Raw genomic sequence first — 26,141 nt, 5'->3', positions numbered from 1 at the left:
TGCTATAGTAAGAGCAGAACGTTCCGTTCCGAAGAAGTGGGGTTCAACATGACCATCCTCGTCACCGGTGCCACCGGAACCGTCGGCCGCCTCGTCGTCGAGGAGCTCCTCCTGGCCGGGCAGCAGGTCCGCGCCCTGACCAGGAACCCCGCCAAGGCCGCCCTCCCCGAGGGCGTCGAGGTCGTCGGCGGGGACCTCGCCGAGCCCGCCTCCCTGGCCGCCGCCTTCGAGGGCGTCACCGCGGCGCATTTCATCAACTTCGCCGGCGACGACTACGCGCCGCTCCCCGACGGCGCCGGGCTCGCCGAGCTGGCCGTCAAGGCGGGCGTGCGCCGGGTCACCGTGCTCGGCGGGCGCGAGGACGGCGAGCTGGAGCAGGCGCTCGCCGCCACCGACCTGGAGTGGACGCTGCTCCACCCGGTCGAGTTCATGTCCAACACGCTCCAGTGGTGGGCGCACACCATCAAGACCGAGGGCGTCATCAAGGAGCCGTTCGGCGACCGGCTGAGCGCGCTGGTGCACGAGCGCGACATCGCCGCGGTGGCCGCCAAGGTCCTGACCGAGGGCGGGCACGGCGGCCGGACGTACGTGCTGACCGGCCCGCGCGCGATCACCCTCAAGGAGAAGGTCGCCGTCCTGGGCGAGGCCATCGGCAAGGACGTCGACTTCGTCGAGCTCACCGTGGACGAGGCGCGGGCCAAGTGGCGCGCCGACGGCATGGGCGAGCAGACCATCGAGTTCCTCGTCGGCGCGCTCGGCAACACGCCGGAGGTCGGCTACACGGTCGTCCCGACCGTCCGGGAGGTCACCGGCCGGGACGCGCGTGACTTCGCCGAGTGGGCGCGCGAGCACGCCGACGCGTTCCGCGGGTGACCTACCCGGAGACCGCCGCGTAGTGGCAGGCGGCCTGGGCGTCCGGCACGGCGGGGAGGATCTTCAGCGCCTCCGACCGGCAGGCCGCGTCCACGCCCGCCTCCGCCGCCCTGCCCGAGGCGAGCACGTGGCAACGGGGGTGGAACCGGCAGCCACCCGGCACCCTGGTCGGGTCCGGCGGCTCACCGGTCAGCACGATCCGCTCGGGCGACTCCGGCAGCACCGACATCAGCGCCTGCGTGTACGGATGCCGCGGCGCCGTCAGCACCTGTTCGACCGGCCCGGACTCGACGATCCGTCCGAGATACATGACCGCGACCCGGTCGGCGATGTTCCAGGCCAGGCCGAGGTCGTGGGTGACGACCAGGGCCGACAGGCCGAGATCGGCCCTGAGCTTGAGCATCAGCGCCAGGATCTCGCCGCGTACGGAGGCGTCGAGCGAGGCCACGGGCTCGTCGGCGATCAGCACCTTGGGGTTCAGGGCGAGCGCGCCGGCGATCACGACCCGCTGCCGCTGCCCGCCGGACAGCTCGTGCGGGTAGCGCAGGAAGAAGCGCTCGGGCGGCCGCAGCCCGGCCCTGGACAGGGCGGAGGCGACCAGCTCCTCCTCGTCGGGCAGGCCGTGGATGCGCGGCCCCTCGGCGACCGCCTCGTAGACGGTCTGGCGGGGGTTGAGCGAGCCCATCGGGTCCTGGAGGACGAGCTGGACCTGACGGCGGTAGGCCTTGAGCGCCTTGGAGCCGTAGTTCAGCGGGGAGCCGTCGAAGCGGACCTCGCCGGACGTGGGGCGTTCGAGGCCGAGCAGCGTGCGGGCCAGGGTGGTCTTGCCGCAGCCCGACTCGCCGACCAGGGCCACGATCTCGCCCTGGCCGATCGCCAGGTTGACGCCGTCGACGGCGCGGGCGCTGCGGCCCCTTGAGGAGAACGCGACGTGCAGGTCACGGGCCTCCAGCAGCGCGCCCTTGCCCGTCGAGACGGTCTCGGTGGCGGTCTGCGTCTCGGTCATGAAGCCTCGACCTCCTCCTTGGAGCGTACGTGCACGCAGGCGGCGGCGTGGCGGGGGCCGGCGGGCCACAGCTCGACGTCGAGAAGCGCGCATTCCTCCAGCGCGACCGGGCAGCGCGGGTGGAACGCGCAGCCGGTCGGGAGCTGCATCGGGTCCGGCGGGTCGCCGCCGAGCCCCTTGGGGGCCAGCCGCGAGACCGGGTCGCCCACGGTCGGGAACGCGGCGGCCAGGGCCCGGCTGTAGGGGTGCCGGGCGTCGTGGAACACCTCGCGGGAGGGGCCGTGCTCGACCACGCGGCCGGCGTACATGACCGCGAGCTGGTCGCAGACGTCGGCCAGGACCGACAGGTCGTGCGAGATCATGATCAGGGAGATGCCGTGCTCGGCGATCAGCTCCTTGATCAACGTGAGGACCTGCGCCTGGACCATCACGTCGAGCGCGGTGGTCGGCTCGTCGGCGATGATCAGGCGCGGCGAGCAGGCCAGCGCCATCGCGATCATCACGCGCTGCCGCTGGCCGCCGGACAGCTCGTGCGGGTAGCTGCGGGCCCGCCAGGCGGGCAGGCCGACCTGTTCGAGCAGCTCGCCGACGCGCTTGCGGGCGCCGTCCGGCTTGGCCAGGCCGTGGACGAGCAGCGGCTCGGCGATCTGCTCGCCGATCCTGCGCACGGGGTTGAGCCCGTGCTGCGCGCCCTGGAACACGATCGAGGCCTCGGCCCAGCGCACGGCCCGCATGCGTCCCCACTTCATGGTGAGGACGTCGTCGCCGTCGAGCAGGATCCGGCCGCCGACACGCGTGCTCTTGGGCAGGAGCCTGAGCAGCGCCATGGCCAGCGTCGACTTGCCGGACCCCGACTCGCCGGCGACTCCGAGCGCCGCTCCGGAGTCGAGGGTCAGCGACACACCGCGCACCGCGGGCACCTCGCCCGACGCGATGCGGTAGGTCACCGACAGGTCGTCCAGTTCGAGGAGACTCATGCCGCCCTCCTGAGCCTTGGGTTCAGCACGGCCTCCAGCGCCCGTCCCACCAGGGTGAACGCCATGACGACCACGAGGATGGCCAGACCGGGGAGGATGATGTACCACCACGCGCCCTCGTTGGCCGCGCCGTAGTCGTAGGAGCCGCGCAGCATGGTGCCCCACGACGTCTTGTTCGCGCTGGCGCCGAGGAAGGCCAGCGTGGACTCGGTGACGATCGCGCTGGCCACCTCCAGGGTGGTGCTGGCCAGCAGCAGCGGCGCCACGTTGGGCAGCACGTGCCGGGTGGTGATGTGCCAGTGGCCGCCGCCGAGCGCCTTGGAACGTTCGATGTAGGGCCTGGCCTCGACGGCGAAGGTCTGCGCCCTGATCAGCCGGGCCGTGGACGGCCAGGTGGTGACGCCGATCGCCATGATGATGGTGAACGTGCTGCCGCCGAGGATGGCCGCCAGCACCAGGGCGGTCACCAGCGAGGGCAGCACCAGGAACCAGTCGGTGACCCGCATCAGCGTGCCGCCGACCCAGCCGCCGAAGTGCCCGGCGGCGATGCCGATGACCATGCCGATCACGATGCTGAGCAGCGCGGCCAGGAAGCCGATGAGCAGCGAGGCACGCGACCCCCACCAGATCATCAGCAGGATCGACCGGCCCGACTCGTCGGTGCCGAAGGGGAAGTCCAGGCCGGGGGCCTGGAACTTCTCGCCCGGCGCGTCGATGACGCTGGTCACGCCCTCGTCGATGAACAGCGGGGCGATCAGCGCGAGCACCACGGCGACCAGCAGGACGACCGTCCCGATCACGCCCGCGCGATGCCGGCGGAAGTCGGTCCAGAAGTTGCCCAGCGCCTGCCGCCTGCGCGTGGCAGCGACACTCGTCATGCCGACCTCACCCTCGGGTCGAGAACGTGGTAGAGCACGTCGGCCAGCGTGTTCATGAGGATGACGGCCACGGTGATGAGCATGAACGTGCCCTGCATGAGCGTGAAGTCCGGCACCCGGACCGCCCGGTAGAACAGCTGCCCGAGTCCCGGCCAGGTGTAGATCGTCTCCACGGTGACCGCGCCGCCGACCACGAAGCCGATGCGCATGAAGACCAGCGTCACCGTGGGCAGCAGGGCGTTGGGCACCGCGTGGCGGCGGCGTACCTCGTCGTCGCGCAGGCCCTTGGCGCGGGCCACGGTGATGTAGTCCTGGCTGACCTCCTCCAGCAGCGACGACCGCATGACCAGGAGGTACTGGGCGTAGATCACGGCCACGAGGGTCAGGCACGGCAGCACCATGTGCGAGGCCACGTCGAGCAGGTACGCGAACCCGTCGGGCGCGTCGACGCTCTCGATGCCCCGGAACGGGAAGATGCCGGGGATCGGGCCGATGCCGACGCCGAACACCATCATCAGCAGCAGGCCGAGCCAGAACGTCGGCACCGACCACAGCACCAGCGACAGACCGGTGGAGAAGCGGTCGAACCGGCTCCCCCGCTGCCAGCCCGCCCTGGTGCCCTGCCAGATGCCGAGGCTGACCGCGATGACCAGACCGGTCCCGGCCAGCAGCAGCGTCGGGCCGATGCGCTCGCCGATGAGGTCGAGCACAGGCCGCTTGTACTCGTACGACGTGCCCAGGTCGAGCCTGAGCGTCTTGCCGACGAAGTCGATGAACTGGTCGAGCACCGGCTTGTCGAGACCGAGCCTGTGACGTTCCATGTCGAGCTGCGCCGGGGTCATGTTGCGGCCCTGCGCCAGGTTCCGCACCGGGTCGCCGGGCAGCAGGCGGAAGACGAAGAACGTCCCGGCGATCACCGCGGCGATGCTGAACAGCGCCCCGCCCGCCTTCGACAACGCGTACTTCAGCGTGCCGCGGCGAGCGGGGCGGTCCTCAGCAGGGCCCGCCGCCTGGACGGCGGCGGGCTCTGCCGCTTCGAGCGGTGTTGTCATTCGCGCTCGTCCGCGACGCTCTTACGCCGCCTGGTCAGGAAGAAGGCCGCCAGACCGATGACGACCACGCCGCCGACCACGCCGACGATGAGACCGGTGTTGGAGCCGGAGTCGCCGCCCGCGCCGGAGCCGCCGGCCGCGGACGCCTTGACGTCGGCCGTGTAGAACGGCCAGTAGCCGCTGCCGCCGTACAGCAGGCCCTTGTCCTCGGGGATCGGGGTGATGCTGGTGATCCGGTCCTTGCGGTAACCCTCAAGGTCGTTGGTGTAGTAGATCGCGATGACGGGGGCGTCGGTGTAGAGCCGCTCCTCCATCTGCTTGATGATCTCGGCGCGCTTGGGCCGGTCGAGCTCCTTGAGCTGCTCCTGGTAGAGCTTCTCGAAGGTCGGGTCGCAGTAGAACGACTCGGTGCCGCCGCCCTCGCCGCCCGGCGCCGGCCGGCGGCTGCACAGGTGGGTGGCCAGGATCTCCTCGGGGTCGGGGTTGACCGACCAGCCGCTGATCGCGATGTCGAACAGCGCCGTGACGCCGGTCTCCTCGGTGAACTTGCTGGAGTCGAGCTTCTGGGTGGTCAGCGTGATGCCGACCTCCTTGAAGAAGCCGGTCAGGTACTCGGCGAGCTTGTCCTCGATCGGCGTGTCGGTGTGGATGCTGAAGCGGAACTCCAGCTTGCGCTTGCCGTCGGGCATCGTGCGGACGCCGTCGGCGCCCTTCTTGTAGCCGGCGTCGTCGAGGATCTTGTTCGCCTTGGCCACGTCATAGGTGACCTTCTCCTCGCCCGTGGCCTCCCAGAAGAAGTCCTTGTACATGGGCGGGATGATCGAGCCGTCAGCGGGCTTGGCCAGGCCGCCCTGCACCTCGTCGACCAGCTTCTGCTTGTCGATGGCGAAGTGCAGCGCCTGGCGCACCTTCGGGTCCTTCAGCGCCGGGTGGCCGTCGCCGATGGGCTTGTTGTCGGTGGTGGTGGCGCCGTGGTTGATCTGCAGGTACGCGGCCCGGCGGCCCTGGGTGTTCCACGCCTCGATGTTCGGGTCGTTCTGGATGGCCTGGAACTCCGGCGGGTTGAGCCGGCCGATCAGGTCGATGTCGCCCTTCTTCAGCCCGGCGACGGCCGCCTGCGGGTTGTCGTAGAAGATGAACTGGAGCTCGTCGACCTTCGGCTTGCCCCGCCAGTAGTTGGGGTTGGCCTCCAGCTTGACGTACTGGTCCTTCTTCTGCTCGACCGCGATGTACGGGCCGCTGCCGACCGTCGGGTACGTCTCCGCGTCGTAGTTGGCCATGTCGGTGACCTTCTCCCACACATGCTTGGGCATGATCGGGATCGGGTTCTCCAGCATGGACGCCTGCGGGGCCTTGGTCTTGATGACCAGGTCCTGGCCGTTGGCGGTGACGCTCTCGAAGTTCTCCACGGCGGGGCCGTTGGCCGTCTTGGCCGCCTCGTCCGTCATGATCTTGTTGAACGTCCAGGCGGCGTCCTCGGCCGTGACCGGCTGGCCGTCGGACCACTTGGTGCTACGGATCTTGAACGTCCACGTGAGCCCGTCGTCGGACGTCGTCCAGGACTCGGCCAGGTCGGGGCTGGGCTGGAGCGTCTTGGAGTCGGGGACCGTGAGGTAGCCGTACATCGTGCGGTGGATCGCGGTGGAGACCAGCCGGACCGCCAGGAACGGGTTCATCGAATCCATCGCCTGGGTGGCGCCGACGCGTAGGACCTTCTTCCCCGCCGCAGGTTCCTGGGCTTGGGCCGCCGTGGCGCCTTGGCCGGCCACCAACATCGCGACGCCTAGCACAGCCAGGCGTGCGAACCATTTCCTCATGATGCCTCACCTTCAGGCGGGGGATTCCTGTGTAGATGAAGGCACACCATAGAGAGACCGCGTGTCAACGCAGCACGGAGAATTGTTTCATTCTCGTTTCATTTTGCGGTGTAAATTTTCAGCAGCCCTGGCGCTACCGTGATCTGGTGCCTCGCCTGCCCGTTCTCCTCGCTGCCGTCGTGACCGTGGTGGCGGGGCTCGGCGTCCGGCTGCTGTGGGACGGGCCCGTGCCCAAGTTCGCAGGCGACGCGCTCTACACCGTGCTGATCTACGCGCTCGTCGTCCTGGCCCTGCCGCGTGTGCGGCCCTGGGTCGCCGCGGCGGGGTCGGGCGGGCTGAGCTGGGCGATCGAGTTCGCCCAGCTCGGTGAGATCCCGGCAGTCCTGCGGCCACTGCTGGGCAGCACCTTCAACCCGCCCGACCTGCTCTGGTACGCCGTCGGCGCGGCCACCGCATGCGCCGCGCACACCCTGTGGAGCTCCCGGCGCCGATCCCCCTGAGGGGTCAGTGGCAGCCGCCCGAGCCGCAGCACGACCCGGCCTGCGGCAGCAGCTCCCGGCCCCCGCCCAGCTCGTAGCCGGCCTCGACCACGGCCGACTCGATGACGGCGGCGTCGATCGGGGCGCTGCTGGTCACGACCATCTCCTTGGCCGCGAGGTCGACCTCGACGGCCTGGACCCCGTCGACCTTGCCGACCTCGGCCCGCACCGAGCTGACGCAGTGGCCACAGGTCATGCCCTCGACCTGGTACGCGGTGATCACCATGTCCGAACTCCTCACTGTCCCGGCTTCCCGGCCACTATATACCCCTGGGGGGTAAGAACGCATACTTCCTGATCGCCCGGATAGAGGGAAGGGAAAACACGAAGGGGACCGTCATGTTGAACGGCAAGACCATCGCGTTCCTGGTCGCTCCGGAAGGGGTCGAGCAGGTGGAGCTCACCGAGCCGTGGAAGGCGGTCAAGCAGGCGGGCGGCACGCCCCGGCTGGTCTCCACGTCCTCGGGGAAGATCCAGGCGTTCAACCATCTGGACAAGGCCGACACCTTCACCGTGGACGCCACGGTGGACGACGCCGCCCCCGGCGACTTCGACGCCCTGCTGCTCCCCGGCGGTGTCGCCAACCCCGACTTCCTGCGTACGGCGCCGCCGGCCGTGGAGTTCGCGCGGGCCTTCTTCGACGCCGGCAAACCGGTGGCCGCCATCTGTCACGCCCCCTGGACGCTGATCGAGGCGGACGTCGTCCGCGGGCGTACGCTCACGTCCTGGCCGAGCCTTCGGACCGACCTGCGCAACGCGGGCGCGACCTGGAAGGACCAGGAGGTCGTCGTCTGCACGGACGGCCCGAACACCCTGGTCACCAGCCGCAAACCGGACGACCTCAAAGCCTTCTGCCAGGCCGCGACGGACGCCTTCTCGGCCTGACCACGCGAGCCCGCGCGAGCCCGCGCCGATCCCGCCCGGGCCGCGCGAGCCCGCCTGAGACCGCCTCAGCCGCGCAGCAGGGCTTCGGCGACGCCGCGCACAGAGGCCCTGAGCCGGTCGGCCCCGCCCTCGGCCATCACGTGCCGGGCGAGGTCGGCGTCGAAGGAGGCCAGGAGGGTGTGGGCGGCGAACGCGGCGTCGAGCCCCGGCGCCGCCGCCGCGACCAGCGCCGTCACGTGGGCGTGCCAGCGCAGGTAGGTGGGATCGCGGTATTTGTCGGCCGCGCAGGCCCGTTCGTGCGCGGCGAACAGCGCCAGGTTGCGTTCGGCCAGCCCGGCCAGCTCGTCCAGGAACGCGAGCAGCCGATCCCGTGGCGGCGCCCCCGGGCCGAGCGGCGAGCCGGGCGACTCGATGGCCTCGGCCAGGGCGGCGGCCCGCTCGGCCAGCAGCTCCTGGAACAGGCCGGTCCTGCTGCCGAAGCGCCGGAACAGCGTGCCCTTGCCCACCCCCGCCGCCGCGGCCACCCGGTCGAGCGAGATGTGCTCGGCGCCGTAGGCGGCCAGGAGCTCTTCGGTGGCCCGCAGGATCGCCTCCCTGTTGCGGGTCGCGTCTGATCGCACCAACGCCCCTCCCTTGCAAACGGACTGTCGGTCCCCATAGTATCCCGGCAACGAAGCGGACCGCCGGTCCGCATGGTTGCAGGAGGACTTCCCATGCACGCATTGGTGGTCGGCCCCGGGGCCGCAGGACGGCTCGCCGACGTTCCCGAACCCGTTCCGGAAGCCGGGCAGGCGCTCGTCGAGGTGCACAGGACGTCGGTCAACTTCAGCGAGCTGCGGCACATGGGCCGACTGCCGGAGGGCACGGTGCTCGGCTACGACGCCGCCGGGGTGGTGCTGCGGCCCGCCGCGGACGGCACGGGCCCGGCCGAGGGCGCGCGGGTGGCGGCGTTCGGGGCGGGAGCGTGGGCGGAGCGGGCGGCGTTCGACACCGGCGCGCTCGCCGTGGTGCCCGACGGGGTGGATTTGTCGACGGCCGCGGCCCTGCCGATGCCCGGCCTGACCGCCCTCCGCTCACTACGCGCCGCCGGCGTCTCCCCCGGGCCACGTGGACTCCCCACCGACGTCCCGCCGGAACCGCACGGACTCACCGTCAGCCCGCCGTCGGGGCCGCGCGGACTCGTGACCGGGGCGTCGGGATCGCGGGTGCTCGTGACCGGGGCATCGGGGGCGGTGGGGAGGCTGGCGGTGCAGCTCGCCGGGCTGGCCGGGGCGCACGTCGTCGCCTCGGTGAGCACGCCGGACCGCGCCCGCGCTCTGGCCCTCGGCACGGACGTGGAGGTCGTGACCGGCCTGGACGGCGTGACCCCCGTGGACGTCGTCATCGAGGTGGTCGGCGGCCCGACCCTGGTGGCGGCGTGGGGCCTGCTCGCACCGGGCGGCAACCTCCAGAGCATCGGCTGGGCCTCCGGGCAGCCGGCCGTCTTCCCGCCCGGCTCGACCTTCTCCCTCGGCCCCGCGCGTTCGATGAACTCGTTCGGCGACGTCGACTCCCCCGGCCCCGACCTGGCCTTCCTGCTCGGCCTCGTGGCGGCGGGCGACCTGTCCGTCGAGATCGGCCGGCGCCTGCCGTGGGAACGCCTGGAGGAGGCCGCCGCGGCCCAGCTCGACCGCACGGTCACCGGCAAGGTCGTGCTGGACGTCGTCCCGGCGGGCCACGTTCTTTCCTGACCACATCGAAACTCATCTGTCACGCCTTGTCCCTCGGGGAGAAATGGTCTAGACCTAGACCAAACAGAGCGTCCTCCGCGCCCCCCAGGGAGACCTCATGTCACTCGAAGAGGATTCCAGGCGACTCGCCGAGCTCGGCTACAAGCAGGAGCTGGCCCGGACCTGGAGCGGCTTCTCCAACTTCGCGATCTCCTTCTCCATCATCTCGATCCTCGCCGGCTGCTTCACGACCTTCGGGCAGGCGTGGAACAACGGCGGCCCCATCGCCATCTCGTGGGGCTGGCCGCTGATCTCCGTGTTCATCCTCATCATCGGTTTCTGCATGTCGGAGCTGGTCTCGGCGTTCCCGACGGCGGGCGGCATCTACTGGTGGGCCGCCACCATGGGCAAGCCGATCCACGGCTGGTTCACCGGCTGGCTCAACCTGATCGGCCTCATCGCGGTCACCGCGTCGGTCGACTACGGCTGCGCCACGTTCCTCAACATCACGATCAGCCGCCTGACCGGCGGCGCGTGGGAGGGCACGCTCCCCCAGGCGTTCCTGCTGTTCGTGATCATCCTCATCCTGCACGCGCTCATCAACATCTTCAGCCACCGGCTCATCTCGCTGCTGCAGAACATCAGCGTGTGGTGGCACGTCGCGGGCGCGGTCGTCATCGTCGCGATCCTGGTCTTCGCGCCGTCCGAGCACCAGTCGCTCGGCTTCGTGTTCGGCGGCACGATCAACAACTCCGGATTCGGCGACGGCGACGGCGGCCTGCCCTTCTGGCTGTACGTGCTCCCGCTCGGCTTCCTGCTCACCCAGTACACGATCACCGGCTTCGACGCCTGTGCCCACGTGTCGGAGGAGACGCAGGGCGCCGCCAGGACGGCCGCCCGCGGCCTGTGGCAGTCGATCTTCTACTCGGCGATCGGCGGCTGGGTCCTGCTGCTGGCCTTCCTGTTCGCCGCGACGAACGTGGACGAGATCAACAAGCAGTCCGGCTTCGTCGGCGCCATCTTCGAGACCGCGCTCTCCTCCCCGCTGGCCACCGCGATCTTCGCGATCTCCACGATCGGCCAGTTCTTCTGCGGGATGAGCTGCGTGACCTCGATGTCGCGCATGACGTACGCGTTCTCGCGCGACGGCGCGGTGCCCGGCTGGCGGCTGTGGTCGAAGGTGGACCGCAACCGCACCCCGGTCAACGCGATCCTCGCCGGCTGCCTCATCGCCGCCCTGATCACCCTCCCCGCCCTGTACGCCCCGGCCGGCTCGACGACCCCGGTCGCCTTCTACGCCGTCGTGTCGATCGCGGTCATCGGCCTCTACCTGGCGTTCCTCATCCCGATCTGGCTGCGCCTGCGCATGGGCGACGCCTTCAGGCCCGGCCCGTGGACGCTGGGCCGCAAGTACCGGGTGCTGGGCTGGATCGCCTGCGTCGAGATCGTCATCGTGTCGATCTACTTCATCATGCCGTTCTCCCCGGCCGGCGTGCCGGGCAACAAGGACTTCGCCTGGACGTCGGTCAACTACGCGCCGATCGCGGTCGGGGTCGTGCTGATCGGCATCTGGTTGTGGTGGAGCCTGTCGGCCAGGCACTGGTTCACCGGCCCGCGCCGCACGATCGACGAGGTCCCGATCTCCTGAACTCCCCCTGTCGGCGGGCACGGCTGATCCAGCCGTGCCCGCCCTTTTTCGACGCTTGACACTCATCGGCTAAAGGCATTAGCTTTGAGGCTATAAGGGTTAGCCGAGAGGGGTTGGACATGACGGAGTTCCTGACGGTCGAGGGCGGGCAGCTCGCTTACGACGTGACCGGCGAAGGGCCTCTGATGGTGCTGGCGCACGGCATGGGCGTCGGGCGGCAGTCGTTCAGGTTCCTGGTGCCCGAGCTGGTGGCGGCGGGCTTCCGGGTGGCGACCACCGATCTGCGCGGCCATGGCGAGTCCAGCCTCGACTGGCCCTCCTACACCCGCGCCGACGTCGCGGACGACCTCCTCTCGCTGGTCCGCCACCTGGGCGGCCCGGCGGTCCTGGTGGGCCACTCGTTCGCGGGCGGGGCCGTCACGATCGCCGCCGCGCAGGCGCCCGAGCTGGTCAGCGCCGTGGTGGAGATCGGCCCGTTCACCCGGGCGCAGAAGATCGACGGCGGTGGCCTGCTGCGCAACGCCCACCATCGCAAGGGCGCCCTGCTGCTGCTCGGCGCGGCGATCCTGCGCAACATCGGGCTGTGGAAGAAGTACCTCGACCACGCCATGCCCGGCGCCAAGCCCGCCGACCACGCGGAGCACATCGCGGCGCTCGAAGCCGACCTGCGCCGGCCCGGCCGGATGGCCGTGGTCTCCAAGATGGGCCAGTCCGCCCCCACCGACGCCGGCGACAGGCTTCCCGACCTGACGCGTGACGTGCTGGTCGTGATGGGCACGCTCGACCCCGACTGGGCCGACCCGCGCGCCGAGGCGGAGGGCGTCGTGGCCGCCATGCCCGCCGGGCGCGGCCGGGTCGCCATGATCGAGGGCGCGGGCCACTACCCGCACACCCAGTTCCCGGCTCAGGTGGCCGCCGAGGTGCTGTCGTTCGTCAAGGGGCGCGTCCATGCCTAGGGCGGCGCTGTCCCCGGACGCGGTGGTCGACCTGGCGGTGTGCATCGTGGACGAGAGCGGCCCCGAGGCCCTGACGCTCTCGGCGCTGGCGGCTCGCGCCGGGGTCGCGACGCCGTCGCTGTACAAGCACGTGCGCAACCTGGCCGAGCTGCGCGAGCTGCTGTCGGTGCGGATCGCCGACGAGATCGCCGGCGAGCTGGGCCAGGCGGTGCTGGGCCGTTCGCGCGACGAGGCCGTCGGCGCGCTCATGGACGCCTGGCGCGCCTACGTCACCCGCCACCCGCACCGCTACGCGATGGTCATCCAGCAGCCGCACCCGGCCATGCGGGCGTCGGGCGAGCGCCTGGTGGACATCATGCTCGCGGCGCTGCGCGGCTACGGGCTGGCCGGCTCCGACGCGATCCACGCGGCCCGCTGCCTGCGCGCGGCGGCGCACGGGTTCGCGGTGCTGGAGGCGTCGGGCGCGTTCGGCCTGCCGGAGCTGCTCGACGAGAGCTACGGCCTGCTCAAGCACATGGTCGTGGCCGGGCTGACCACCCCCCGCTGACGGGTCAGGACGCCTCGAAGGCGGCCGCCACGGCGGCCCGCACGTCGTGCATGGTGATGTCGCCCAGCTCGCGCTTGAGCGAGGTCATGTCCACGTCGGGCATGCCGCAGGCCACCGCCCAGTTCCAGGGCGTGAGGTCGCCGTCGACGTTGAGCGCGAACCCGTGGCTGGTGACGCCCCTGCTCTGGCGCATGCCGATCGAGATGATCTTGCGGCCGGTCGCGGACGTCCAGACGCCGGTCAGCAGCTCCGAGCCCGGCGGGGTGTCGCGCCGCTCGGCGGCCAGGCCGAGCTTGCCCAGCGCCTCCACCAGGCGCAGCTCCACCTCGCGCACGTAGTCGACGATGCCCTGGTCGTCGCCGAGCTTGACGATGAGATAGCCGACGAGCTGGCCGGGGCCGTGGTAGGTGAGCTGCCCGCCGCGCCCGGTCTCCAGCACGGGGATGCCGCGCGAGGGGTCGGGCAGGTGTTCGGCGGGCGTGCGCCGGCCGACGGTGTAGACCGGCGGGTGGCTGAGCAGCCAGAGCGTGTCCGGCCGTTCGTCCTGCTGGCGCTGCCCGACGAGGTCGGTCATGCGCTCCATCGCCGTGTCGTAGTCGACGAGATCGTCCTGGACGAGTGTCAGCGGCCTTGCCCTCATCCTTCGAGGATAAGACGCATCCCGGACACCAGCGCACGCAGCCCGAACTCGAAGTCGCCGTCGGGATCCTCCTCCGGCCGCGCGTCGAGCGGCACGGCGGCGCCGCGCTCGTCGATCGCCGAGCCGAGCGCGAACCTGCCGACCGAGATCAGGGCCCTGATCGCCTGCTCCCCGGTGAAGCCCGCCTCGGTGAGCGGCCTGATGAGCTCCGGGACCTCCGCCAGCCGGCGCGGCGTGGGCCGGGAGCCCGCGTGCACGAGCGCGCCGTCCCGGTACGACAGCAGCGTGCGGCGGATCACCCGCCCGCGGGACATGAGCCAGTTGTCCCATTCCTGGCCCGGCTCGGGCACGTCGAGACGCTCCAGGGTGTCGGCGAGCATCTCCTCGGCCATCTCGTCGAGCAGCTCCTGCTTGTTCTTGAAGTGCCAGTAGAGGGCCGGCTGCTTCACGCCCAGCTCCTCGGCCAGCCTGCGGGTGGTCAGCCCGTCGATGCCCACCTCGTTGAGCAGCCGCAGGGCCGCGCGTACCGCCGTCCGCCGTTCCACGCTTGACAACTTATCAAAGATAAGGCTTTATCAGTGATAAGCATTTATCGTTGATAAGGAGACGTGGATGGACGTCGTCATCGCCGGGGCCGGCCCGGTCGGGCTGATGCTGGCCTGCGAGCTGCGCCTGCACGGTGTGCGCACGCTCGTGCTCGAACGGCTCGCCGCGCCCACGGGGCTGTCCAGGGCGCTCAACCTGCACCCCCGCTCGGTCGACACCTTCGCCATGCGCGGGCTGCTCGACCGGCTCGAAGACGCGCCCCAGCTGGCGTTACAACACTTCGCCGGCATGCGGGTGCTCGACCTCACGGCCACACGGACCCCGCACCCGTACGGGCTGCTGGTCCCGCAGTCGCGGGTGGAGGAGATCCTGGAGGCGCGGGCACTGGAGCTGGGCGCGGAGATCGTCCGGGGCCGGGCGGTGACCGGGCTGGCCCAGGACGGGTCGGGCGTGACGGTCGAGACCGGCGACGGCACGACGTACCGGGCGAGCTGGCTCGTCGGCTGCGACGGCGGCCGGAGCGCGGTGCGCAAGCTGGCCGGGATCGCCTTCCCCGGCACCCCCGCCACCGTGGCCGCCTACGTCGGGGACGTCACGGTCGTCGGCGGCACGCCGACCGGCTGGCTCCGCACCGGCCACGGCCTGTTCCAGTGGCCGTTCGTCCGGCCCGACGGCTCGACCAGGATGCTGACCGTCGACTACGGCCGGGTGCACGAGGACAGGGACGCGCCCGTGACGATCGAGGAGTTCGCGGCAGGCGTACGCCGGCACCTCGGGGACGCCGCACCCGAGATCACCGGCGCGACCTGGTTGTCCCGCTTCTCCGACGCGGCCAGGCAGGCCGAGCGCTACCGGGCCGGCCGGGTGTTCCTGGCCGGGGACGCGGCCCACGTGCACATGCCGTTCGGCGGCCAGGGGATGAACACCGGCCTCCAGGACGCCGTCAACCTGGGCTGGAAACTGGCCCTGGCGGTGCGCGGGACGGCCCCCGCCGGGCTGCTCGACAGCTATCACGCCGAACGCCACCCGGTCGCCGCCGACGTGCTGGCGAACACGCTCCAGCAGGTCGAGCTGGCCGCGCCGGACGCCGGGACGACCCGGCTGCGCGACCTGTTCGCCCAGCTCATGACCGTGCCGGAGGCCAACAGGAAGCTGGCCGAGGACGTGAGCGCGGTGTCGGTCCGGTACGCGCCGGGCCCGAACCCGCTCGTCGGCGCCTTCATGCCCGAGGGGCTGCGGCTGGACGACGGGCGCGGGCTGCTCGTCACCTCCGACCCGGCCCTGCTCGCCGCCGGGGCGCGCTGGGCCGATCGGGTGGACGTCGTACGCGGTGACCGCGGGCTGCTGGTGCGCCCCGACGGTTACGTGGCCTGGGCCGAACCCCGCGCGGAGCCCGCCGAGGCGGCGCTCACGCGGTGGTTCGGCGGCCCGGCCGAGGCGTCAGTGGGCGGAGTAGCCCCTCGGCTCCTCCGGGATGAGGATCCACATGGCGACGTAGACCACCCACAGCGGCCCGGGGATGAGCGACAGCAGCAGCCAGAGGATCCGGACGAGGGTGGGGGGCAGGCCCATCTTGTCGGCGAGCCCGCCGCAGACGCCGGCCAGAATCCTGTGCTCCCTTGAGCGGTACATGCTGTTCCTCCGTGTCGTGATGACCTACCGGTGAAACGGACAGCAGTGCCGCCGATATCCCGCTAGGGACCCTGAGAAAACCCTGTAAGGGTCAGCCACTCATGTGCCATTCCCAGATGTTCCCTGGTCAGTCCATGTCTGGGGTCGACGTGGATCAGGAGGAAATTCTCCAGACCCTGATGCACCCTGAGGTACTCCTCGTCCTGGGCCCACACCTGGTCGTCGAACCACACGAACGGCCGCCGCCCGGCGTACGCGGCGACGTACGGCGTCTTGAACATCTCGCCGTGCTCGGTCCGGGGCTGGTCGGGGTTCATGGTGATGACCGGGAGCGCGGGCAGGCCGATCCTGGGGGCGATCCACTCGTTGGCGTGGTGCTCCCAGGTGGTGGCCCAGACCAGCTCGGCGCCCGTGGTCAGGGCCAGGTCGAGGAGCCTGCGGCCGTGGCGGGGGTTGAGGTGCACGGTGTAGACGTCGGTGCCGATCGTGCAGCGGTAGCGCCGGAAGTCGGGCGTGGGGCGGCCCATCGGGTTGAGCACGCCGTCGACGTCGAGCAGCAGCAGGGGCTTCATCTCGCCGCTCCGGTGCGATGCTCCTGGGGGCTGACGCCGCGTACGCGCTTGAAGGCCGCGCTGAGCGCGAACGGGCTGCCGTAACCGACCTTCCTGGCCACCGAGCCGATCGTGGCGTCGGGCTCGCGCAGCAGGTCGGCGGCCAGCGCCAGACGCCAGTCGGTGAGGAAGGACATCGGCGGCTCCCCCACCAGGTCGGTGAACCGCCTGGCCAGCGCCGCCCTGGAGACCCCCACCTCGGCGGCGAGCGCGGCGACCGTCCAGGGGTGGGCGGGGTTGTTGTGCAACATCCGCATGGCCCTGCCCACGATCGGGTCGCCCATCGCGCGGTACCAGGCGGGCGCCTCGTGCGTGGCGAACCACGACCGCAGCACCGCGATCAGCAGCAGGTCGAGCAGCCGGTCGAGCACCGCCGACTGGCCCGGGTCGTCCTTGACGATCTCGGCGCCGAGCAGCGCGATGATCGGCCCGCCGGGCTGCACGAGCAGCTGGGGCAGCGCGTCGAGCAGCCGCCTGCTGACCTCGCCCTCCATCGTGTACGTGCCGGTGATCAGCACGGTGCCGCCCTCGGCGTCGTTGCCCCAGGTGCGCACGCCGAGGTCCATCGACTGGTACAGCGACTCCCCGTCGACGGTGGCGCAGCGCTGGCCGGGGTGGATGACGATCTGCGGCGCGGTGCCGGGGTCGTCGGCCACCACGTACGGCTCGGACCCCCGCAGGATGGCCACCTGCCCGGGGTCGAGGCGGGTAGGCCTGCCCTTGTCCGGCAGCACCCACGCCTCGCCCGACACCAGCGCCACGAGCGTGAGCGGGGCCTCGTCCTGGATGCGCATCGACCACGGCGGGTCGAGGACCGACCGGAGCAGGAAGGCGCTCCGCGCTCTCGGTCCGTCGAGCAATGCCGCGAGCTGATCCATGGGCTAGACGATCGCATATGGCAACGCGCTTCTCAACCATGGAGAGTCTTATGGGTATGACGGCTTACTAGATGCATGACGATTTTGGTTCTGGGCGGAACCGGCAAGACCGGCCGCCGCATCGCTGACCGGCTCACCTCTCTCGGCCTTCCCGTGCGGATCGGCTCCCGCTCGGCCACCCCGTCCTTCGACTGGGCCGACCGCTCCACCTGGGCCGCCGCGCTCGACGGCGTCGAGGCCGTGTACGTCGCCTACTACCCCGACCTGGCCCTGCCCGGCGCGTACGAGGACGTCCGGGAGCTCACCCGGCTCGCCGCGGAGGCCGGAGTGCGGCGGCTGGTGCTGCTGTCGGGCCGGGGCGAGCCGGGCGCCGAGGCGAGCGAGCAGACCGTGCGGGACTCCGGCCTGGACTGGACGATCGTGCGCTGCGGCTGGTTCATGCAGAACTTCAGCGAGGGCTTCCTCTTCGGCCAGGTCCTCGACGGCGTGCTGGCGATCCCGGTGGCCGACGTGGCCGAGCCGTTCGTGGACGCCGACGACATCGCCGACGTGGCCGTGGCCGCCCTCACCCAGGACGGGCACGCGGGCCGCCTGTACGAGCTGACCGGCCCGAGGCTGCTGACGTTCGCCGACGCGGCGGCCGAGCTGTCGCGGGCCACGGGCCGCACGATCATCTCGATCCAGGTCACGCCGGAGGAGTACGTGGCCGGGGCGGTGGCGGCGGGCGTGCCGAAGGAGGAGGCCGAGGGCCTGACCGGGCTGTTCACCGAGGTGCTCGACGGCCGCAACGCCCACCTGACGGACGGCGTCCGGGAGGCGCTGGGGCGTCCCGCCCGCGACTTCGCCGACTACGCCGGGGCCAACGCCGCGGCGTGGGCCGGACGCTGAGGGCGGGCCGGCTCCGGCCGACCCTGCTCAACGTTCCGGGCGGGCAACTGCGCGGCCTCCGTTTCCGCTAACCTCACCCTGGTCACTCCCGTAACCGGAAGGTGTAGTCGTGATCGGCTGGCTCGAAGCGGTGGTGCTGGGGCTCGTCCAGGGGCTCACGGAGTTCCTGCCGATCTCCTCCAGCGCCCACATCCGTGTGGTCTCGGCCTTCTTCGGCTGGCAGGACCCGGGGGCGGCCTTCACGGCGGTCATCCAGCTCGGCACCGAGGCCGCGGTGCTCATCTACTTCCGCAAGGAGCTGTGGGAGATCGTCTCCACCTGGGTCCGCTCCCTGTGGGACAGAGAGCTGCGCGGCCACTGGGCCGCGCGCATGGGCTGGTACGTCATCGTCGGCACGCTCCCGATCGGCGTGCTCGGCCTGGCGTTCAAGGACCAGATCGAGACCGTCTTCCGCGACCTGCGCGTGGTCGGCACGACGCTGATCGTCTTCGGCTGCATCCTGTGGTTCGCCGACCGCACCGCGCGCAACAAGCTCACCCTGGAGAAGCACCTCAGCTTCACCCACGCCGTCGTCTACGGCTTCGCGCAGGCGCTGGCCCTCATCCCGGGCGTCTCCCGCTCGGGCGGCACGATCACGGCGGGCCTGCTGCTCGACTACCGCCGCGAGGACGCCGCCAAATACTCGTTCCTGCTGGCCGTCCCCGCCGTGCTGGCCTCAGGAGCGTTCGAGCTCAAGGACATCGGCGAGCACCAGGCCCCCGCCTGGGGGCCCACCATCCTGGCGACGCTGATCTCGTTCGCCGTCGGCTACGCGGCGGTGGCGTGGTTCCTGAAGTACATCAGCACCCACCGCTTCACCGCGTTCGTGATCTACCGCATCCTCCTGGGCTTCTTCGTCATCCTGGCGGTCACCCTGAACTGGATCCCGGCCTAGTCGATCTAGGCCGACTGGGCCGGGACCGCCGTCCGGTCGAGGGCGGGCGAAGGGTAGTAGGACGCCCAGGCCTCGTCGCCCATGCGCAGCACCTTCAGGCCGGTCCAGCCGAGGCCGACGACGGGCAGGGCCCAGAACAGCACGGTCAGGGGGCCGTACTCGATGGGGAAGGAGACGACGTACCCGACGAGGACGAGCAGCGGCACCCACCAGCCGACGAACCCGGTCCGCCACACGGCGGCCACCAGCAGCGGCAGGCCGAGCAGCCCGAAGAACATCCACGGGATCTGGAAGCCGAAGATGACGCCGGGCAGGTTCAGCATCTCGTCGAGGATCTTCTGCGCCTGGTCCGGCGGGTTGTGGCGGCCCAGCCACCACTCGACGGGGTCCATCATCAGCAGGGCGGACATCGAGATGTAGCCGACGACCGTGGCCGCGCCCGCGATGTGCCCGAGCACCGTGACCCGGCGCCTGGTGAGGTGCACCAGGCCGAGGGCCGCCAGGGCCATGAGCAGCCAGCTCCAGTGGTAGAGCGCGGACTCGGCCTGGGCGAGGGCGGGGTTGTCGCCGTAGCTGACCGCCTCCCGGGAGTCGCCCCACGTGCCGGGGTCGAGGACGACGGCCACGGTCTGGAGGAGCGGGGCCACGATGAGCAGCGTGCCCGCCGCGACGCGGCGGAAGGTCACCTGATTCCTGAACATGCCGGCGACGGTACGTGCCGCCGCCGCCACCCGTCGTCCGCCTGCTGGGCGACCGGAGGTCAGCTCCGAGGCGGAGAAGATCAGGCCGCCACCGGCGTGCGCGGGACGGCGGGAGCCGCCTGCGCCCGGCGTCCCGGCAGGGCGAGCAGGACCAGGCCGAGCAGCGCCCACAGGGCCAGCACCCCGATCGGCGTCCACAGGGCGGCCCCGCCGAAGAACACCGTGTTGCGCACCGCCTCGGCGGCCGGGCCGACGGGCAGGACGCGGCCGACGGCGGCGTACCACTCGGGGATGTAGCGGGCGCCGAGCGGCCCGCCGCTCGCCGGCAGCCCGATGGGGACGAACAGCAGCGCCGCCACCCCGACGCCCGGCGTGCCGATGACCTTGACCAGCCCGGCGACCACCAGGCCGACCGCGAGCGCGATGCCCGCCGAGACCGCCACCAGCGGGCCGAAGCTGCCCGGCAGCGCGCCGAACACGACGTCGGCCAGCCACGCGTTCGCCGTGCCCGCCACCAGCGAGCCCGCCAGCAGGACGCCGGCCCGTGCCGCCAGGCCCAGCCCTGGCGCGACCCTGGCGAGCAGGACGGACAGCGCGATCCCCGGCAGGATCACGCTGAGCACGTAGAACATGCCGGAGATGCCGCCGGCGTCTCCGGGCGGCAGCGGCACGGCGTCCTCGACCTTCAGGGTGCGGCCCTGCGCCTGCGCGGCCGCCTGGAAGGCCGCGGTGATCACCGTCGCCCCGGTGCGGCCGCCCGCGCTCGCCACCACCAGCCGGCCCTCCGCCGGGACCAGCACGGCGTCGACCTCCCTGTCCAGCAGCGCGGCCCGCGCGGCCGCGGCCGAGCCGTACGCCCTCAATGTGAACGCCCCGGCCCGCCGCCCGTCGATGCCGCCCTGGAGCTGCCCGACCTGCTCGGCGGGCGCGACGACGGCGACGGGGACGCCGTGCGGTTCGGGCGCGTGGAAGGCCCCGAGGAACGACCCGGCGAAGAGCATCCCGAGCAGGGCGACCCCGATGACGAGGCCAATGATCCTGCGCATTTTTCACCACCTGATGAGTTCATCGATGTTGAATTTGAGGGTAGATGAATTCCACGTGGTTGAATAGACCCATGGCCGAGGAACGCGGAAGACGACCGGGAAACCCGCAGACCAGGCACGAGATCCTGGAAGCGGCCATGGAGTCCTTCGCCGCCCACGGCTACGGCGGCACCACGATCAGGGCCGTGGCGCGGGCCGCGGGCGTCGATCCGGCCCTGGTGATGCACTTTTTCGGCAGCAAGGACGGCCTGTTCGAGGCCGCGATCAAGGCCAGCATGCCGGTCGCGCTGATGGTCGGCGCCCTCGACGGCGACGTGCCGGGCATGGGCGAGCGGCTGGTGACCCGCTACCTGGAGCTGTGGGAGCACCCGGAGCACGGCCCCCGGCTCTCGGCCCTGCTGCACGCGGCCGCCGCCACCCCGGCCACGGCCGCGCTGCTGAAGGAGCTGCTGGGCAGGGAACTGCTCGCCCCGATCGCCCGCCGGCTGCCCGGCGGGCAGCCCGAGGTCCGCGCGCTGCTGGCGGCCTCGCAACTGCTCGGCCTGGCCATGATCCGCTACATGCTCAAGCTCGACCCGCTGGCCTCGCTGCCTGCCCGCCAGGTGGCGGCCCTGACCGCGCCCAACGTCCAGCACTACTTGACGGGCACGCTCCCGCTCGACGAGACCGCCGCCACCCGGGGGTAGGTGACCAGGGTGAACAGCAGCGCCACCAGGCCCAGCCCGGTGGCCAGCACGACCACCCCGGTCCTGCCGTAGGCGTCCAGGGCCACGCCGCCCGCGATGCCGGCCGCGAACAGGCCCACGTACTGGGCGGAGGCCAGCAGGCCGAGCCCGATCGAGACGTTGCCCGGCACCGCGGCCACCGTCCTGAACTGCTGGGCCGGCGCGATCAGCCAGCCGAGAGCGCCCCACAGGAGCGCCCAGACCAGGGCGATCGGCAGGGCCAGGTTGGCGACGGGGATCAGGGCCAGGAACACCGTGGAGGCGGCCAGGCCGATCAGCACCATCCTGCGCGGCCCGTACGCGTCGGTGAGACGCCCGCCGAGCTGGTTGCCCACGATGCCGCCGAGCCCCCACGCCCACAGCACGGCCGGCAGCGGCAGGTCGAACAGCGACCCGATGTAGGTGTAGGCGGTGAACCCGGCGCCGAACATCAGCAGCTGCGTGACCAGCACCACCAGCACCCGCCGGTCGGCCAGCGGCGCGAACCGCTCGCCGAGCCGTCCCGACACAGCGATCCGGACGTCGGGCACGAGGGCCGCCACCCCGGCGAACCCGACCACGCCCAGGCCGACGACCAGCCACAACGTCGCCCGCCAGCCCGAGACCGAGCCCAGCCAGGTGCCCAGTGGCACACCGACGGCCGAGGAGACGGACAGCCCGCCCATCACCAGCGCCAGCGCCCGCCCGCGCCGGTCGGGCGAGGTCAGCGCGTTGGCCACGCCGGAGGCGGTCGGCGTGAACATCGCCGCGCCGGCCGCGGCCACCACCCGCGTGGCCATGACCAGCGGGTACGTCGGAGCCAGCGCGGTCAACACGTTGCCCGCGACGAACACGGCCAGCGCCGTCAGCAGCAGCCGCTTGCGCGACAGCCGGGCGGTGAGCGCGGCCAACAAGGGCGACAACACCGCGTACGCCAGGGCGAACACGGTCATGAGCTGCCCGGCGGCGGACGTGGAGATCCCGAGGTCTCGGGAGATGGGGGTGAGCAGCCCAGCGGTGACGAACATGCCAGTACCGATGGCGAAATTTCCGGCAGCAAGGGGATAGAGCCGGGAACTCATGGAACCTCCAGTCAAACAGTTGGACGCCCGTCAAACTGTCATTATTGTTGGATAGTTGTCAAACAATGAGAGGGAGGTAGGGTGCCACCATGCGCCTGCTACCGCACCCCGCGAAGGAGGACATCCAGCTCACCGAGGTCCTGCGTGCGCTCGCCGACCCCGTCCGGCTGGAGATCGTGGTCCGCCTGGCCACCCTGGGCGAGATGACGTGCACCGCCGCGGGCGACCATCTCGGCGTCCACAAGTCGACGGCCTCCCACCACTACCGCGCGCTGCGCGAGGCGGGCGTGATCGTCTCCAAGCAGGAGGGCCGGCTCAAGTACATCAGCCTGCGCCGCGGCGACCTCGACGCACGTTTCCCCGGCCTGCTCGACTCCGTGTTGTCGGCCTCGCATGCCACGACCTGACCGGCTGCCGATCCACGACGCGCTGCCCGAGCTGCTCGCCACGCTGGACCGGCACGGCACGGCGGTGCTCACCGCGCCGCCCGGCACGGGCAAGACCACGGTCGTGCCCCTGGCGCTGGCCGAGACCGGGCTGCGGGTGCTGGTCGCCGAGCCCCGGCGGCTGGCCGTACGCGCGGCGGCCCGACGCATGGGCGTCAGCTACACGATCCGCGGCGAGCGGCACACCGGGGCGAACCCCATGGTCGAGGTCGTCACCACCGGCGTGCTGCTCCAGCGGCTCCAGCGCGACCAGGAGCTCGCCGGGGTCGACGCGGTCGTGCTCGACGAGTGCCACGAACGCCACCTCGACGCCGACACCGCCCTCGCGTTCCTGCTCGACGTGCGCGAGACCCTCCGCCCCGATCTGCGGCTGCTGGCCACGTCGGCCACCGCGGACGCGGCCCCCTGGTCGCTGCTGCTCGGCGGGCCGGTGGTGGCCGCCACGGGGTCGGCCCATCCGGTGGAGACCGTGTGGGCGCCGCCGGAGCGTCCGGTCGCGCCGCCCCACGGCCTGCGCGTCGATCCCGCGCTGCTGGCGCACGTGGCCTCGGTCGTCCGGCGGGCGTACGCCGAGCGCGACGGCGACGTCCTGTGCTTCCTGCCGGGGGTGGGCGAGATCGGCAGGGTCGCGGGCATGCTGGGCGACCTCGACGTGCTCCAGGTGCACGGCCAGGCGCCCGCCCGCGTGCAGGACGCCGTCCTGTCCCCCGGGGCCGGACGCCGGGTCGTGCTGGCCACGTCGGTGGCCGAGTCGAGCCTGACGGTGCCGGGGGTGCGCGTGGTGGTGGACTCGGGGCTGGCCCGCGAGCCCCGTACCGACCACGCCCGGGGGCTCGGGTCGCTCACCACGGTCAGGGTCTCGAAGGCGTCCGCCGACCAGCGGGCCGGCCGCGCCGGGCGGGAGGCCCCGGGCGCCGTGTACCGCTGCTGGTCGGCGGCCGAGCACGAGCGCCTGGCCGACCACGCGCGGCCGGAGATCGCACTCGCCGACCTGACCGGGTTCGCGCTCCAGGCGGCCTGCTGGGGCGACGCCGACGCGGTCGGCCTGGCCCTGCTCGACCGGCCGCCGCCCGCCGCGATGGCGGCCGCCGTCCGCACCCTGGAGGCTCTGGGCGCGCTGGAGGGCGGGCGGGTGACCGGTCGCGGGCGGCGCATGGCGCTGGCGGGCGTGCATCCCCGCCTGGCCAGGGCCCTGATCGACCTCGGCCCTCGGGCCGCCGAGGTGGTGGCGCTGCTGTCGGAGCAACTGCCCAAGGACGCGGGCGACGACCTCGCCGAGGTCTGGCGTACGGCCCGGAGGGGCGGCACGGGCTTCGCCGCCCGCTGGCGCCAGGAAACCGCCCGCCTCACCCGAGCCGCCACGCAGCCCCCGGCCGCCCCGACCCCCTCAGGCCCCCGCTCCTCCGGTGAGGGGGCCGGCGGCCGGGAGGTGAGTGACGACGTGCTGGCCGGGATGGCGGTGGCGTTGGCGTTCCCGGAGCGGGTGGCGCGGCGGCGCGGCGGCGGGTACCTCATGGCGTCGGGCACGCAGGCCCAGCTCGCCGAGGGCTCCAGGCTGTCCACCGCGCCGTGGCTGGCGATCGCCGTCGCCGACAGGCCCACGGGTTCGGCCTCGGCCCGCGTGCGCCAGGCCGTGGTGATCGACGAGGAGATCGCCAGGCTGGCCCTGCCCACGACGGTCGAGGAGGAGGTCACCTGGCGGGTCCCGCCGGGCGAGCGGCGCGGCGACGTGTCGGCCCGCGTGGTCGAACGCCTGGGCGCGATCGAGCTGTCGTCCACCCCGCTCAAGGACGCCGACGTACGCCCCGCCATCCTGCACGGCCTCCGCACCGAAGACCTGCTGACCTGGACGAGACCCGCCAGAGAACTCAAGGACCGCCTGACCTTCGCCCACCGCGCGATCGGCCCCCCGTGGCCCGCCACCGACGACCTGATCGCCCTGGCCGACCAGTGGCTGGAGCCGGAGCTGTCCAGGGCCCGCCGCCGGGCCGACGTCGAGCGCATCGACGTGGCCGCCGCCCTGCGCCGCCTGATCCCGTGGAGCGAACGCCTGGAGAACGTGGCCCCCGAACACGTCGAGGTCCCCAGCGGCTCGCGGATCAGGGTCGACTACTCCGGCGAGCAGCCGGTGCTGGCGGTGAAGTTGCAGGAACTGTTCGGCTGGGAGGAGACGCCGCGGATCGCCGGGGTGCCCCTGCTGGTCCATCTGCTGTCCCCGGCCGGCCGTCCGGTGGCGGTGACCGCCGATCTGGCGTCGTTCTGGCGGGACGCCTACCGGTCCGTACGGGCCGAAATGAGGGGGCGTTACCCTAAGCACCCATGGCCGGAGGATCCACTCACCGCGCCGCCCACCCGCCGCGTCAACCGGAGCCGACCTTGATCGACGAAGCCGTCCGCAACAACGCCGCCTGGTGCGACACGATGTGCCGGGCGCACGGCCGTCCCGGCGTCTTCGGCCCGCTCGCCTGGACCAACCCGGCCAGGACCCCCGTTCTCTTTCCCGACGCCGTCACGCTCTCCCCCGGCGCCGGGGCGGCCGACGTGCTCGACGGCATCGACGCGGGCTCGGGCGCCTCGGTCAAGGACAGCTTCGGCACGCTCGACCTGCCCGGCTTCGACGTGCTGTTCTCCGCCCAGTGGATCGGCCGGCCCGCTCCGGACGCGCCGCGGCGTCCCCTCCGGGCGGCCACCGGCGACCCGGTCGTGTGGGAGGTGGCCGGCGACCCGCGAACGCTGGAGGAGTGGGCGGCGGCCTGCTTCTCCGGCGGCGCGCCCGGCCTGTTCCCGCCCGCGCTGCTCGACGATCCCGACGTGCGGCTGGTGTGCGGCCGGATCGGGGGCGACGTGGTCTGCGGCGCGGCGCTCAACGCGAGCGGCACGGTGACGGGCGTCTCGAACGTCTTCGCGGCCGGCTGCGACGAGTCCGCCGCCTGGGAGGGCACGGTGGCGATGGCGGCCGAGCTGTTCCCCGGCCGCCCGCTGGTCGGCTACGAGAGCGACCCGTCGGCCGCCCTCGCCCACGGCTTCACCACCCTCGGCCCTCTCCGCATCCTGCTCAAGCCCTGAGGGGGTAGGGCCGGGCGCAAGAGGGCCGAGGGCCGAGGGCCGGGGGCCGGGGGCCGAAGGCCGAGGGGCGGCGGGCAGGA

Annotated in this window: 28 protein-coding genes and 1 pseudogene; 14 read left to right on the top strand and 15 right to left on the bottom strand. The window is 71.9% G+C overall.

Going from position 1 to position 26,141, the window contains the following annotated elements; translation table 11 throughout:
• Positions 1-48: 48 nt before the first annotated feature.
• Complete coding sequence (locus ACWCSU_RS15485) at positions 49-873, top strand: NmrA family NAD(P)-binding protein (RefSeq protein WP_449935554.1); 825 nt, start codon at positions 49-51, stop codon at positions 871-873.
• A gap of 1 nt (position 874) precedes the next feature.
• On the opposite strand, the gene ACWCSU_RS15480 is transcribed toward ACWCSU_RS15485, so the two are convergent.
• The 5 genes from ACWCSU_RS15480 to ACWCSU_RS15460 are packed head-to-tail and all read right to left on the bottom strand — an operon-like array spanning position 875 to position 6,603.
• The gene (locus tag ACWCSU_RS15480) at positions 875-1,879 is read right to left on the bottom strand and encodes an ABC transporter ATP-binding protein (protein WP_449935552.1); all 1,005 of its coding nucleotides are present in this window, start codon (positions 1,877-1,879) and stop codon (positions 875-877) included.
• The gene (locus ACWCSU_RS15475; protein ID WP_357706378.1) at positions 1,876-2,856 is read right to left on the bottom strand and encodes an ABC transporter ATP-binding protein; all 981 of its coding nucleotides are present in this window, start codon (positions 2,854-2,856) and stop codon (positions 1,876-1,878) included. Before ACWCSU_RS15475 ends, ACWCSU_RS15480 begins: the two co-directional genes overlap by 4 nt.
• Complete coding sequence (locus tag ACWCSU_RS15470) at positions 2,853-3,734, bottom strand: ABC transporter permease (RefSeq protein ID WP_449935550.1); 882 nt, start codon at positions 3,732-3,734, stop codon at positions 2,853-2,855. Before ACWCSU_RS15470 ends, ACWCSU_RS15475 begins: the two co-directional genes overlap by 4 nt.
• Positions 3,731-4,786, bottom strand: a complete 1,056-nt coding sequence (locus tag ACWCSU_RS15465) for an ABC transporter permease (RefSeq protein WP_449935549.1) — start codon at positions 4,784-4,786, stop codon at positions 3,731-3,733. The genes ACWCSU_RS15470 and ACWCSU_RS15465 overlap by 4 nt, the downstream gene beginning before the upstream one ends.
• Positions 4,783-6,603, bottom strand: a complete 1,821-nt coding sequence (locus ACWCSU_RS15460; RefSeq protein ID WP_449935547.1) for an ABC transporter substrate-binding protein — start codon at positions 6,601-6,603, stop codon at positions 4,783-4,785. Before ACWCSU_RS15460 ends, ACWCSU_RS15465 begins: the two co-directional genes overlap by 4 nt.
• A 146-nt stretch (positions 6,604-6,749) precedes the next feature.
• Between ACWCSU_RS15460 and ACWCSU_RS15455 the strand changes: the two genes are divergently transcribed.
• Positions 6,750-7,103: a ribosomal maturation YjgA family protein gene (locus ACWCSU_RS15455; RefSeq protein ID WP_449935546.1), complete on the top strand. Its 354-nt coding sequence runs from the start codon at positions 6,750-6,752 to the stop codon at positions 7,101-7,103.
• Positions 7,104-7,107: 4 nt separating this feature from the next.
• Here the strand turns inward: ACWCSU_RS15455 and ACWCSU_RS15450 are convergent, their stop codons facing one another.
• On the bottom strand, positions 7,108-7,368 hold the full coding sequence (locus tag ACWCSU_RS15450) for a heavy-metal-associated domain-containing protein (protein WP_357706371.1): 261 nt from the start codon (positions 7,366-7,368) through the stop codon (positions 7,108-7,110).
• Between the two features lie 113 nt (positions 7,369-7,481).
• Here ACWCSU_RS15450 and ACWCSU_RS15445 point away from each other — a divergent pair, with 113 nt between their 5' ends.
• On the top strand, positions 7,482-8,027 hold the full coding sequence (locus ACWCSU_RS15445; RefSeq protein WP_449935543.1) for a type 1 glutamine amidotransferase domain-containing protein: 546 nt from the start codon (positions 7,482-7,484) through the stop codon (positions 8,025-8,027).
• 65 nt (positions 8,028-8,092) lie between these two features.
• Here the strand turns inward: ACWCSU_RS15445 and ACWCSU_RS15440 are convergent, their stop codons facing one another.
• Positions 8,093-8,647, bottom strand: a complete 555-nt coding sequence (locus ACWCSU_RS15440) for a TetR/AcrR family transcriptional regulator (RefSeq protein WP_449935542.1) — start codon at positions 8,645-8,647, stop codon at positions 8,093-8,095.
• Between the two features lie 93 nt (positions 8,648-8,740).
• On the opposite strand from ACWCSU_RS15440, the gene ACWCSU_RS15435 reads away from it, so the two are divergent.
• From ACWCSU_RS15435 to ACWCSU_RS15420, 4 genes are all read left to right on the top strand, one after another.
• Positions 8,741-9,757: a zinc-binding dehydrogenase gene (locus tag ACWCSU_RS15435; RefSeq protein WP_449935540.1), complete on the top strand. Its 1,017-nt coding sequence runs from the start codon at positions 8,741-8,743 to the stop codon at positions 9,755-9,757.
• Positions 9,758-9,854: 97 nt separating this feature from the next.
• A complete protein-coding gene (locus ACWCSU_RS15430; protein ID WP_364102313.1) occupies positions 9,855-11,384 on the top strand; it encodes an amino acid permease in 1,530 nt (509 codons plus the stop codon).
• Positions 11,385-11,503: 119 nt separating this feature from the next.
• Positions 11,504-12,340: an alpha/beta fold hydrolase gene (locus tag ACWCSU_RS15425; RefSeq protein ID WP_449935537.1), complete on the top strand. Its 837-nt coding sequence runs from the start codon at positions 11,504-11,506 to the stop codon at positions 12,338-12,340.
• Complete coding sequence (locus ACWCSU_RS15420; RefSeq protein WP_357706365.1) at positions 12,333-12,887, top strand: TetR/AcrR family transcriptional regulator; 555 nt, start codon at positions 12,333-12,335, stop codon at positions 12,885-12,887. The genes ACWCSU_RS15425 and ACWCSU_RS15420 overlap by 8 nt, the downstream gene beginning before the upstream one ends.
• Positions 12,888-12,891: 4 nt before the next feature.
• On the opposite strand, the gene lipB is transcribed toward ACWCSU_RS15420, so the two are convergent.
• Together lipB and ACWCSU_RS15410 are read right to left on the bottom strand one after the other, a co-directional pair.
• Positions 12,892-13,527 carry a lipoyl(octanoyl) transferase LipB gene (gene lipB, locus ACWCSU_RS15415; RefSeq protein WP_357706363.1) on the bottom strand — a complete coding sequence of 212 codons (636 nt, stop codon included), beginning with the start codon at positions 13,525-13,527 and terminating at the stop codon, positions 12,892-12,894.
• Positions 13,524-14,072, bottom strand: a complete 549-nt coding sequence (locus ACWCSU_RS15410) for a TetR/AcrR family transcriptional regulator C-terminal domain-containing protein (protein ID WP_357706362.1) — start codon at positions 14,070-14,072, stop codon at positions 13,524-13,526. The genes lipB and ACWCSU_RS15410 overlap by 4 nt, the downstream gene beginning before the upstream one ends.
• A gap of 67 nt (positions 14,073-14,139) precedes the next feature.
• Between ACWCSU_RS15410 and ACWCSU_RS15405 the strand changes: the two are divergent.
• Positions 14,140-15,492 (top strand): annotated as a pseudogene (locus tag ACWCSU_RS15405) (FAD-dependent monooxygenase); the annotation flags it as partial.
• 21 nt (positions 15,493-15,513) lie between these two features.
• On the opposite strand, the gene ACWCSU_RS15400 reads toward ACWCSU_RS15405, so the two are convergent.
• From ACWCSU_RS15400 to ACWCSU_RS15390, 3 genes are all read right to left on the bottom strand, one after another.
• Complete coding sequence (locus ACWCSU_RS15400) at positions 15,514-15,645, bottom strand: PspC domain-containing protein (RefSeq protein WP_229824750.1); 132 nt, start codon at positions 15,643-15,645, stop codon at positions 15,514-15,516.
• Positions 15,646-15,767: 122 nt separating this feature from the next.
• The gene (locus ACWCSU_RS15395) at positions 15,768-16,277 is read right to left on the bottom strand and encodes an HAD domain-containing protein (RefSeq protein WP_357706360.1); all 510 of its coding nucleotides are present in this window, start codon (positions 16,275-16,277) and stop codon (positions 15,768-15,770) included.
• Complete coding sequence (locus tag ACWCSU_RS15390) at positions 16,274-17,194, bottom strand: AraC family transcriptional regulator (RefSeq protein WP_449935533.1); 921 nt, start codon at positions 17,192-17,194, stop codon at positions 16,274-16,276. Before ACWCSU_RS15390 ends, ACWCSU_RS15395 begins: the two co-directional genes overlap by 4 nt.
• Positions 17,195-17,269: 75 nt before the next feature.
• Between ACWCSU_RS15390 and ACWCSU_RS15385 the strand changes: the two genes are divergently transcribed.
• Both ACWCSU_RS15385 and ACWCSU_RS15380 read left to right on the top strand, forming a co-directional pair.
• On the top strand, positions 17,270-18,082 hold the full coding sequence (locus ACWCSU_RS15385) for an NAD(P)H-binding protein (protein WP_449935530.1): 813 nt from the start codon (positions 17,270-17,272) through the stop codon (positions 18,080-18,082).
• A 109-nt stretch (positions 18,083-18,191) separates the two neighbouring features.
• Positions 18,192-19,016, top strand: coding sequence for an undecaprenyl-diphosphate phosphatase (locus ACWCSU_RS15380; RefSeq protein WP_357706357.1), 825 nt, complete (start codon positions 18,192-18,194; stop codon positions 19,014-19,016).
• A 5-nt stretch (positions 19,017-19,021) separates the two neighbouring features.
• Here ACWCSU_RS15380 and ACWCSU_RS15375 read toward each other — a convergent pair whose 3' ends face one another.
• Both ACWCSU_RS15375 and ACWCSU_RS15370 read right to left on the bottom strand, forming a co-directional pair.
• Complete coding sequence (locus ACWCSU_RS15375; protein ID WP_357706356.1) at positions 19,022-19,717, bottom strand: hypothetical protein; 696 nt, start codon at positions 19,715-19,717, stop codon at positions 19,022-19,024.
• Between the two features lie 80 nt (positions 19,718-19,797).
• Positions 19,798-20,763: a hypothetical protein gene (locus ACWCSU_RS15370; protein ID WP_397042115.1), complete on the bottom strand. Its 966-nt coding sequence runs from the start codon at positions 20,761-20,763 to the stop codon at positions 19,798-19,800.
• A 71-nt stretch (positions 20,764-20,834) separates the two neighbouring features.
• Here ACWCSU_RS15370 and ACWCSU_RS15365 point away from each other — a divergent pair, with 71 nt between their 5' ends.
• A complete protein-coding gene (locus ACWCSU_RS15365) occupies positions 20,835-21,449 on the top strand; it encodes a TetR/AcrR family transcriptional regulator (RefSeq protein WP_364102289.1) in 615 nt (204 codons plus the stop codon).
• Here ACWCSU_RS15365 and ACWCSU_RS15360 read toward each other — a convergent pair.
• Positions 21,398-22,549 carry an MFS transporter gene (locus tag ACWCSU_RS15360; protein ID WP_397042114.1) on the bottom strand — a complete coding sequence of 384 codons (1,152 nt, stop codon included), beginning with the start codon at positions 22,547-22,549 and terminating at the stop codon, positions 21,398-21,400. The two genes, ACWCSU_RS15365 and ACWCSU_RS15360, sit on opposite strands and share 52 nt — an antisense overlap.
• 89 nt (positions 22,550-22,638) lie before the next feature.
• Here ACWCSU_RS15360 and ACWCSU_RS15355 point away from each other — a divergent pair, with 89 nt between their 5' ends.
• The 3 genes from ACWCSU_RS15355 to ACWCSU_RS15345 are packed head-to-tail and all read left to right on the top strand — an operon-like array spanning position 22,639 to position 26,061.
• Positions 22,639-22,956, top strand: a complete 318-nt coding sequence (locus ACWCSU_RS15355) for an ArsR/SmtB family transcription factor (RefSeq protein ID WP_357706352.1) — start codon at positions 22,639-22,641, stop codon at positions 22,954-22,956.
• Positions 22,943-25,375: an ATP-dependent helicase HrpB gene (gene hrpB, locus ACWCSU_RS15350; protein ID WP_449935525.1), complete on the top strand. Its 2,433-nt coding sequence runs from the start codon at positions 22,943-22,945 to the stop codon at positions 25,373-25,375. Before ACWCSU_RS15355 ends, hrpB begins: the two co-directional genes overlap by 14 nt.
• On the top strand, positions 25,372-26,061 hold the full coding sequence (locus ACWCSU_RS15345) for a hypothetical protein (RefSeq protein WP_449935523.1): 690 nt from the start codon (positions 25,372-25,374) through the stop codon (positions 26,059-26,061). Before hrpB ends, ACWCSU_RS15345 begins: the two co-directional genes overlap by 4 nt.
• Positions 26,062-26,141: the final 80 nt, after the last annotated feature.

Source organism: Nonomuraea sp. NPDC001699 (assembly GCF_053596455.1).
Note: the sequence above shows the minus strand (reverse complement) of the source record. Positions and strands in the feature narration are given on the sequence as shown.

Excerpts from the sequence above, each read along its gene's own strand:
- ACWCSU_RS15485 (WP_449935554.1), top strand. The coding sequence starts at position 49 with ATGACCATCCTCGTCACCGGTGCCACCGGAACCGTCGGCCGCCTCGTC.
- ACWCSU_RS15480 (WP_449935552.1), bottom strand. The coding sequence starts at position 1,879 with ATGACCGAGACGCAGACCGCCACCGAGACCGTCTCGACGGGCAAGGGC.
- ACWCSU_RS15475 (WP_357706378.1), bottom strand. The coding sequence starts at position 2,856 with ATGAGTCTCCTCGAACTGGACGACCTGTCGGTGACCTACCGCATCGCG.
- ACWCSU_RS15470 (WP_449935550.1), bottom strand. The coding sequence starts at position 3,734 with ATGACGAGTGTCGCTGCCACGCGCAGGCGGCAGGCGCTGGGCAACTTC.
- ACWCSU_RS15465 (WP_449935549.1), bottom strand. The coding sequence starts at position 4,786 with ATGACAACACCGCTCGAAGCGGCAGAGCCCGCCGCCGTCCAGGCGGCG.
- ACWCSU_RS15460 (WP_449935547.1), bottom strand. The coding sequence starts at position 6,603 with ATGAGGAAATGGTTCGCACGCCTGGCTGTGCTAGGCGTCGCGATGTTG.
- ACWCSU_RS15450 (WP_357706371.1), bottom strand. The coding sequence starts at position 7,368 with ATGGTGATCACCGCGTACCAGGTCGAGGGCATGACCTGTGGCCACTGC.
- ACWCSU_RS15445 (WP_449935543.1), top strand. The coding sequence starts at position 7,482 with ATGTTGAACGGCAAGACCATCGCGTTCCTGGTCGCTCCGGAAGGGGTC.
- ACWCSU_RS15435 (WP_449935540.1), top strand. The coding sequence starts at position 8,741 with ATGCACGCATTGGTGGTCGGCCCCGGGGCCGCAGGACGGCTCGCCGAC.
- ACWCSU_RS15430 (WP_364102313.1), top strand. The coding sequence starts at position 9,855 with ATGTCACTCGAAGAGGATTCCAGGCGACTCGCCGAGCTCGGCTACAAG.
- ACWCSU_RS15425 (WP_449935537.1), top strand. The coding sequence starts at position 11,504 with ATGACGGAGTTCCTGACGGTCGAGGGCGGGCAGCTCGCTTACGACGTG.
- ACWCSU_RS15420 (WP_357706365.1), top strand. The coding sequence starts at position 12,333 with ATGCCTAGGGCGGCGCTGTCCCCGGACGCGGTGGTCGACCTGGCGGTG.
- lipB (WP_357706363.1), bottom strand. The coding sequence starts at position 13,527 with ATGAGGGCAAGGCCGCTGACACTCGTCCAGGACGATCTCGTCGACTAC.
- ACWCSU_RS15400 (WP_229824750.1), bottom strand. The coding sequence starts at position 15,645 with ATGGGCCTGCCCCCCACCCTCGTCCGGATCCTCTGGCTGCTGCTGTCG.
- ACWCSU_RS15395 (WP_357706360.1), bottom strand. The coding sequence starts at position 16,277 with ATGAAGCCCCTGCTGCTGCTCGACGTCGACGGCGTGCTCAACCCGATG.
- ACWCSU_RS15390 (WP_449935533.1), bottom strand. The coding sequence starts at position 17,194 with ATGGATCAGCTCGCGGCATTGCTCGACGGACCGAGAGCGCGGAGCGCC.
- ACWCSU_RS15385 (WP_449935530.1), top strand. The coding sequence starts at position 17,270 with ATGACGATTTTGGTTCTGGGCGGAACCGGCAAGACCGGCCGCCGCATC.
- ACWCSU_RS15375 (WP_357706356.1), bottom strand. The coding sequence starts at position 19,717 with ATGTTCAGGAATCAGGTGACCTTCCGCCGCGTCGCGGCGGGCACGCTG.
- ACWCSU_RS15370 (WP_397042115.1), bottom strand. The coding sequence starts at position 20,763 with ATGCGCAGGATCATTGGCCTCGTCATCGGGGTCGCCCTGCTCGGGATG.
- ACWCSU_RS15365 (WP_364102289.1), top strand. The coding sequence starts at position 20,835 with ATGGCCGAGGAACGCGGAAGACGACCGGGAAACCCGCAGACCAGGCAC.
- ACWCSU_RS15360 (WP_397042114.1), bottom strand. The coding sequence starts at position 22,549 with ATGAGTTCCCGGCTCTATCCCCTTGCTGCCGGAAATTTCGCCATCGGT.
- ACWCSU_RS15355 (WP_357706352.1), top strand. The coding sequence starts at position 22,639 with ATGCGCCTGCTACCGCACCCCGCGAAGGAGGACATCCAGCTCACCGAG.
- hrpB (WP_449935525.1), top strand. The coding sequence starts at position 22,943 with ATGCCACGACCTGACCGGCTGCCGATCCACGACGCGCTGCCCGAGCTG.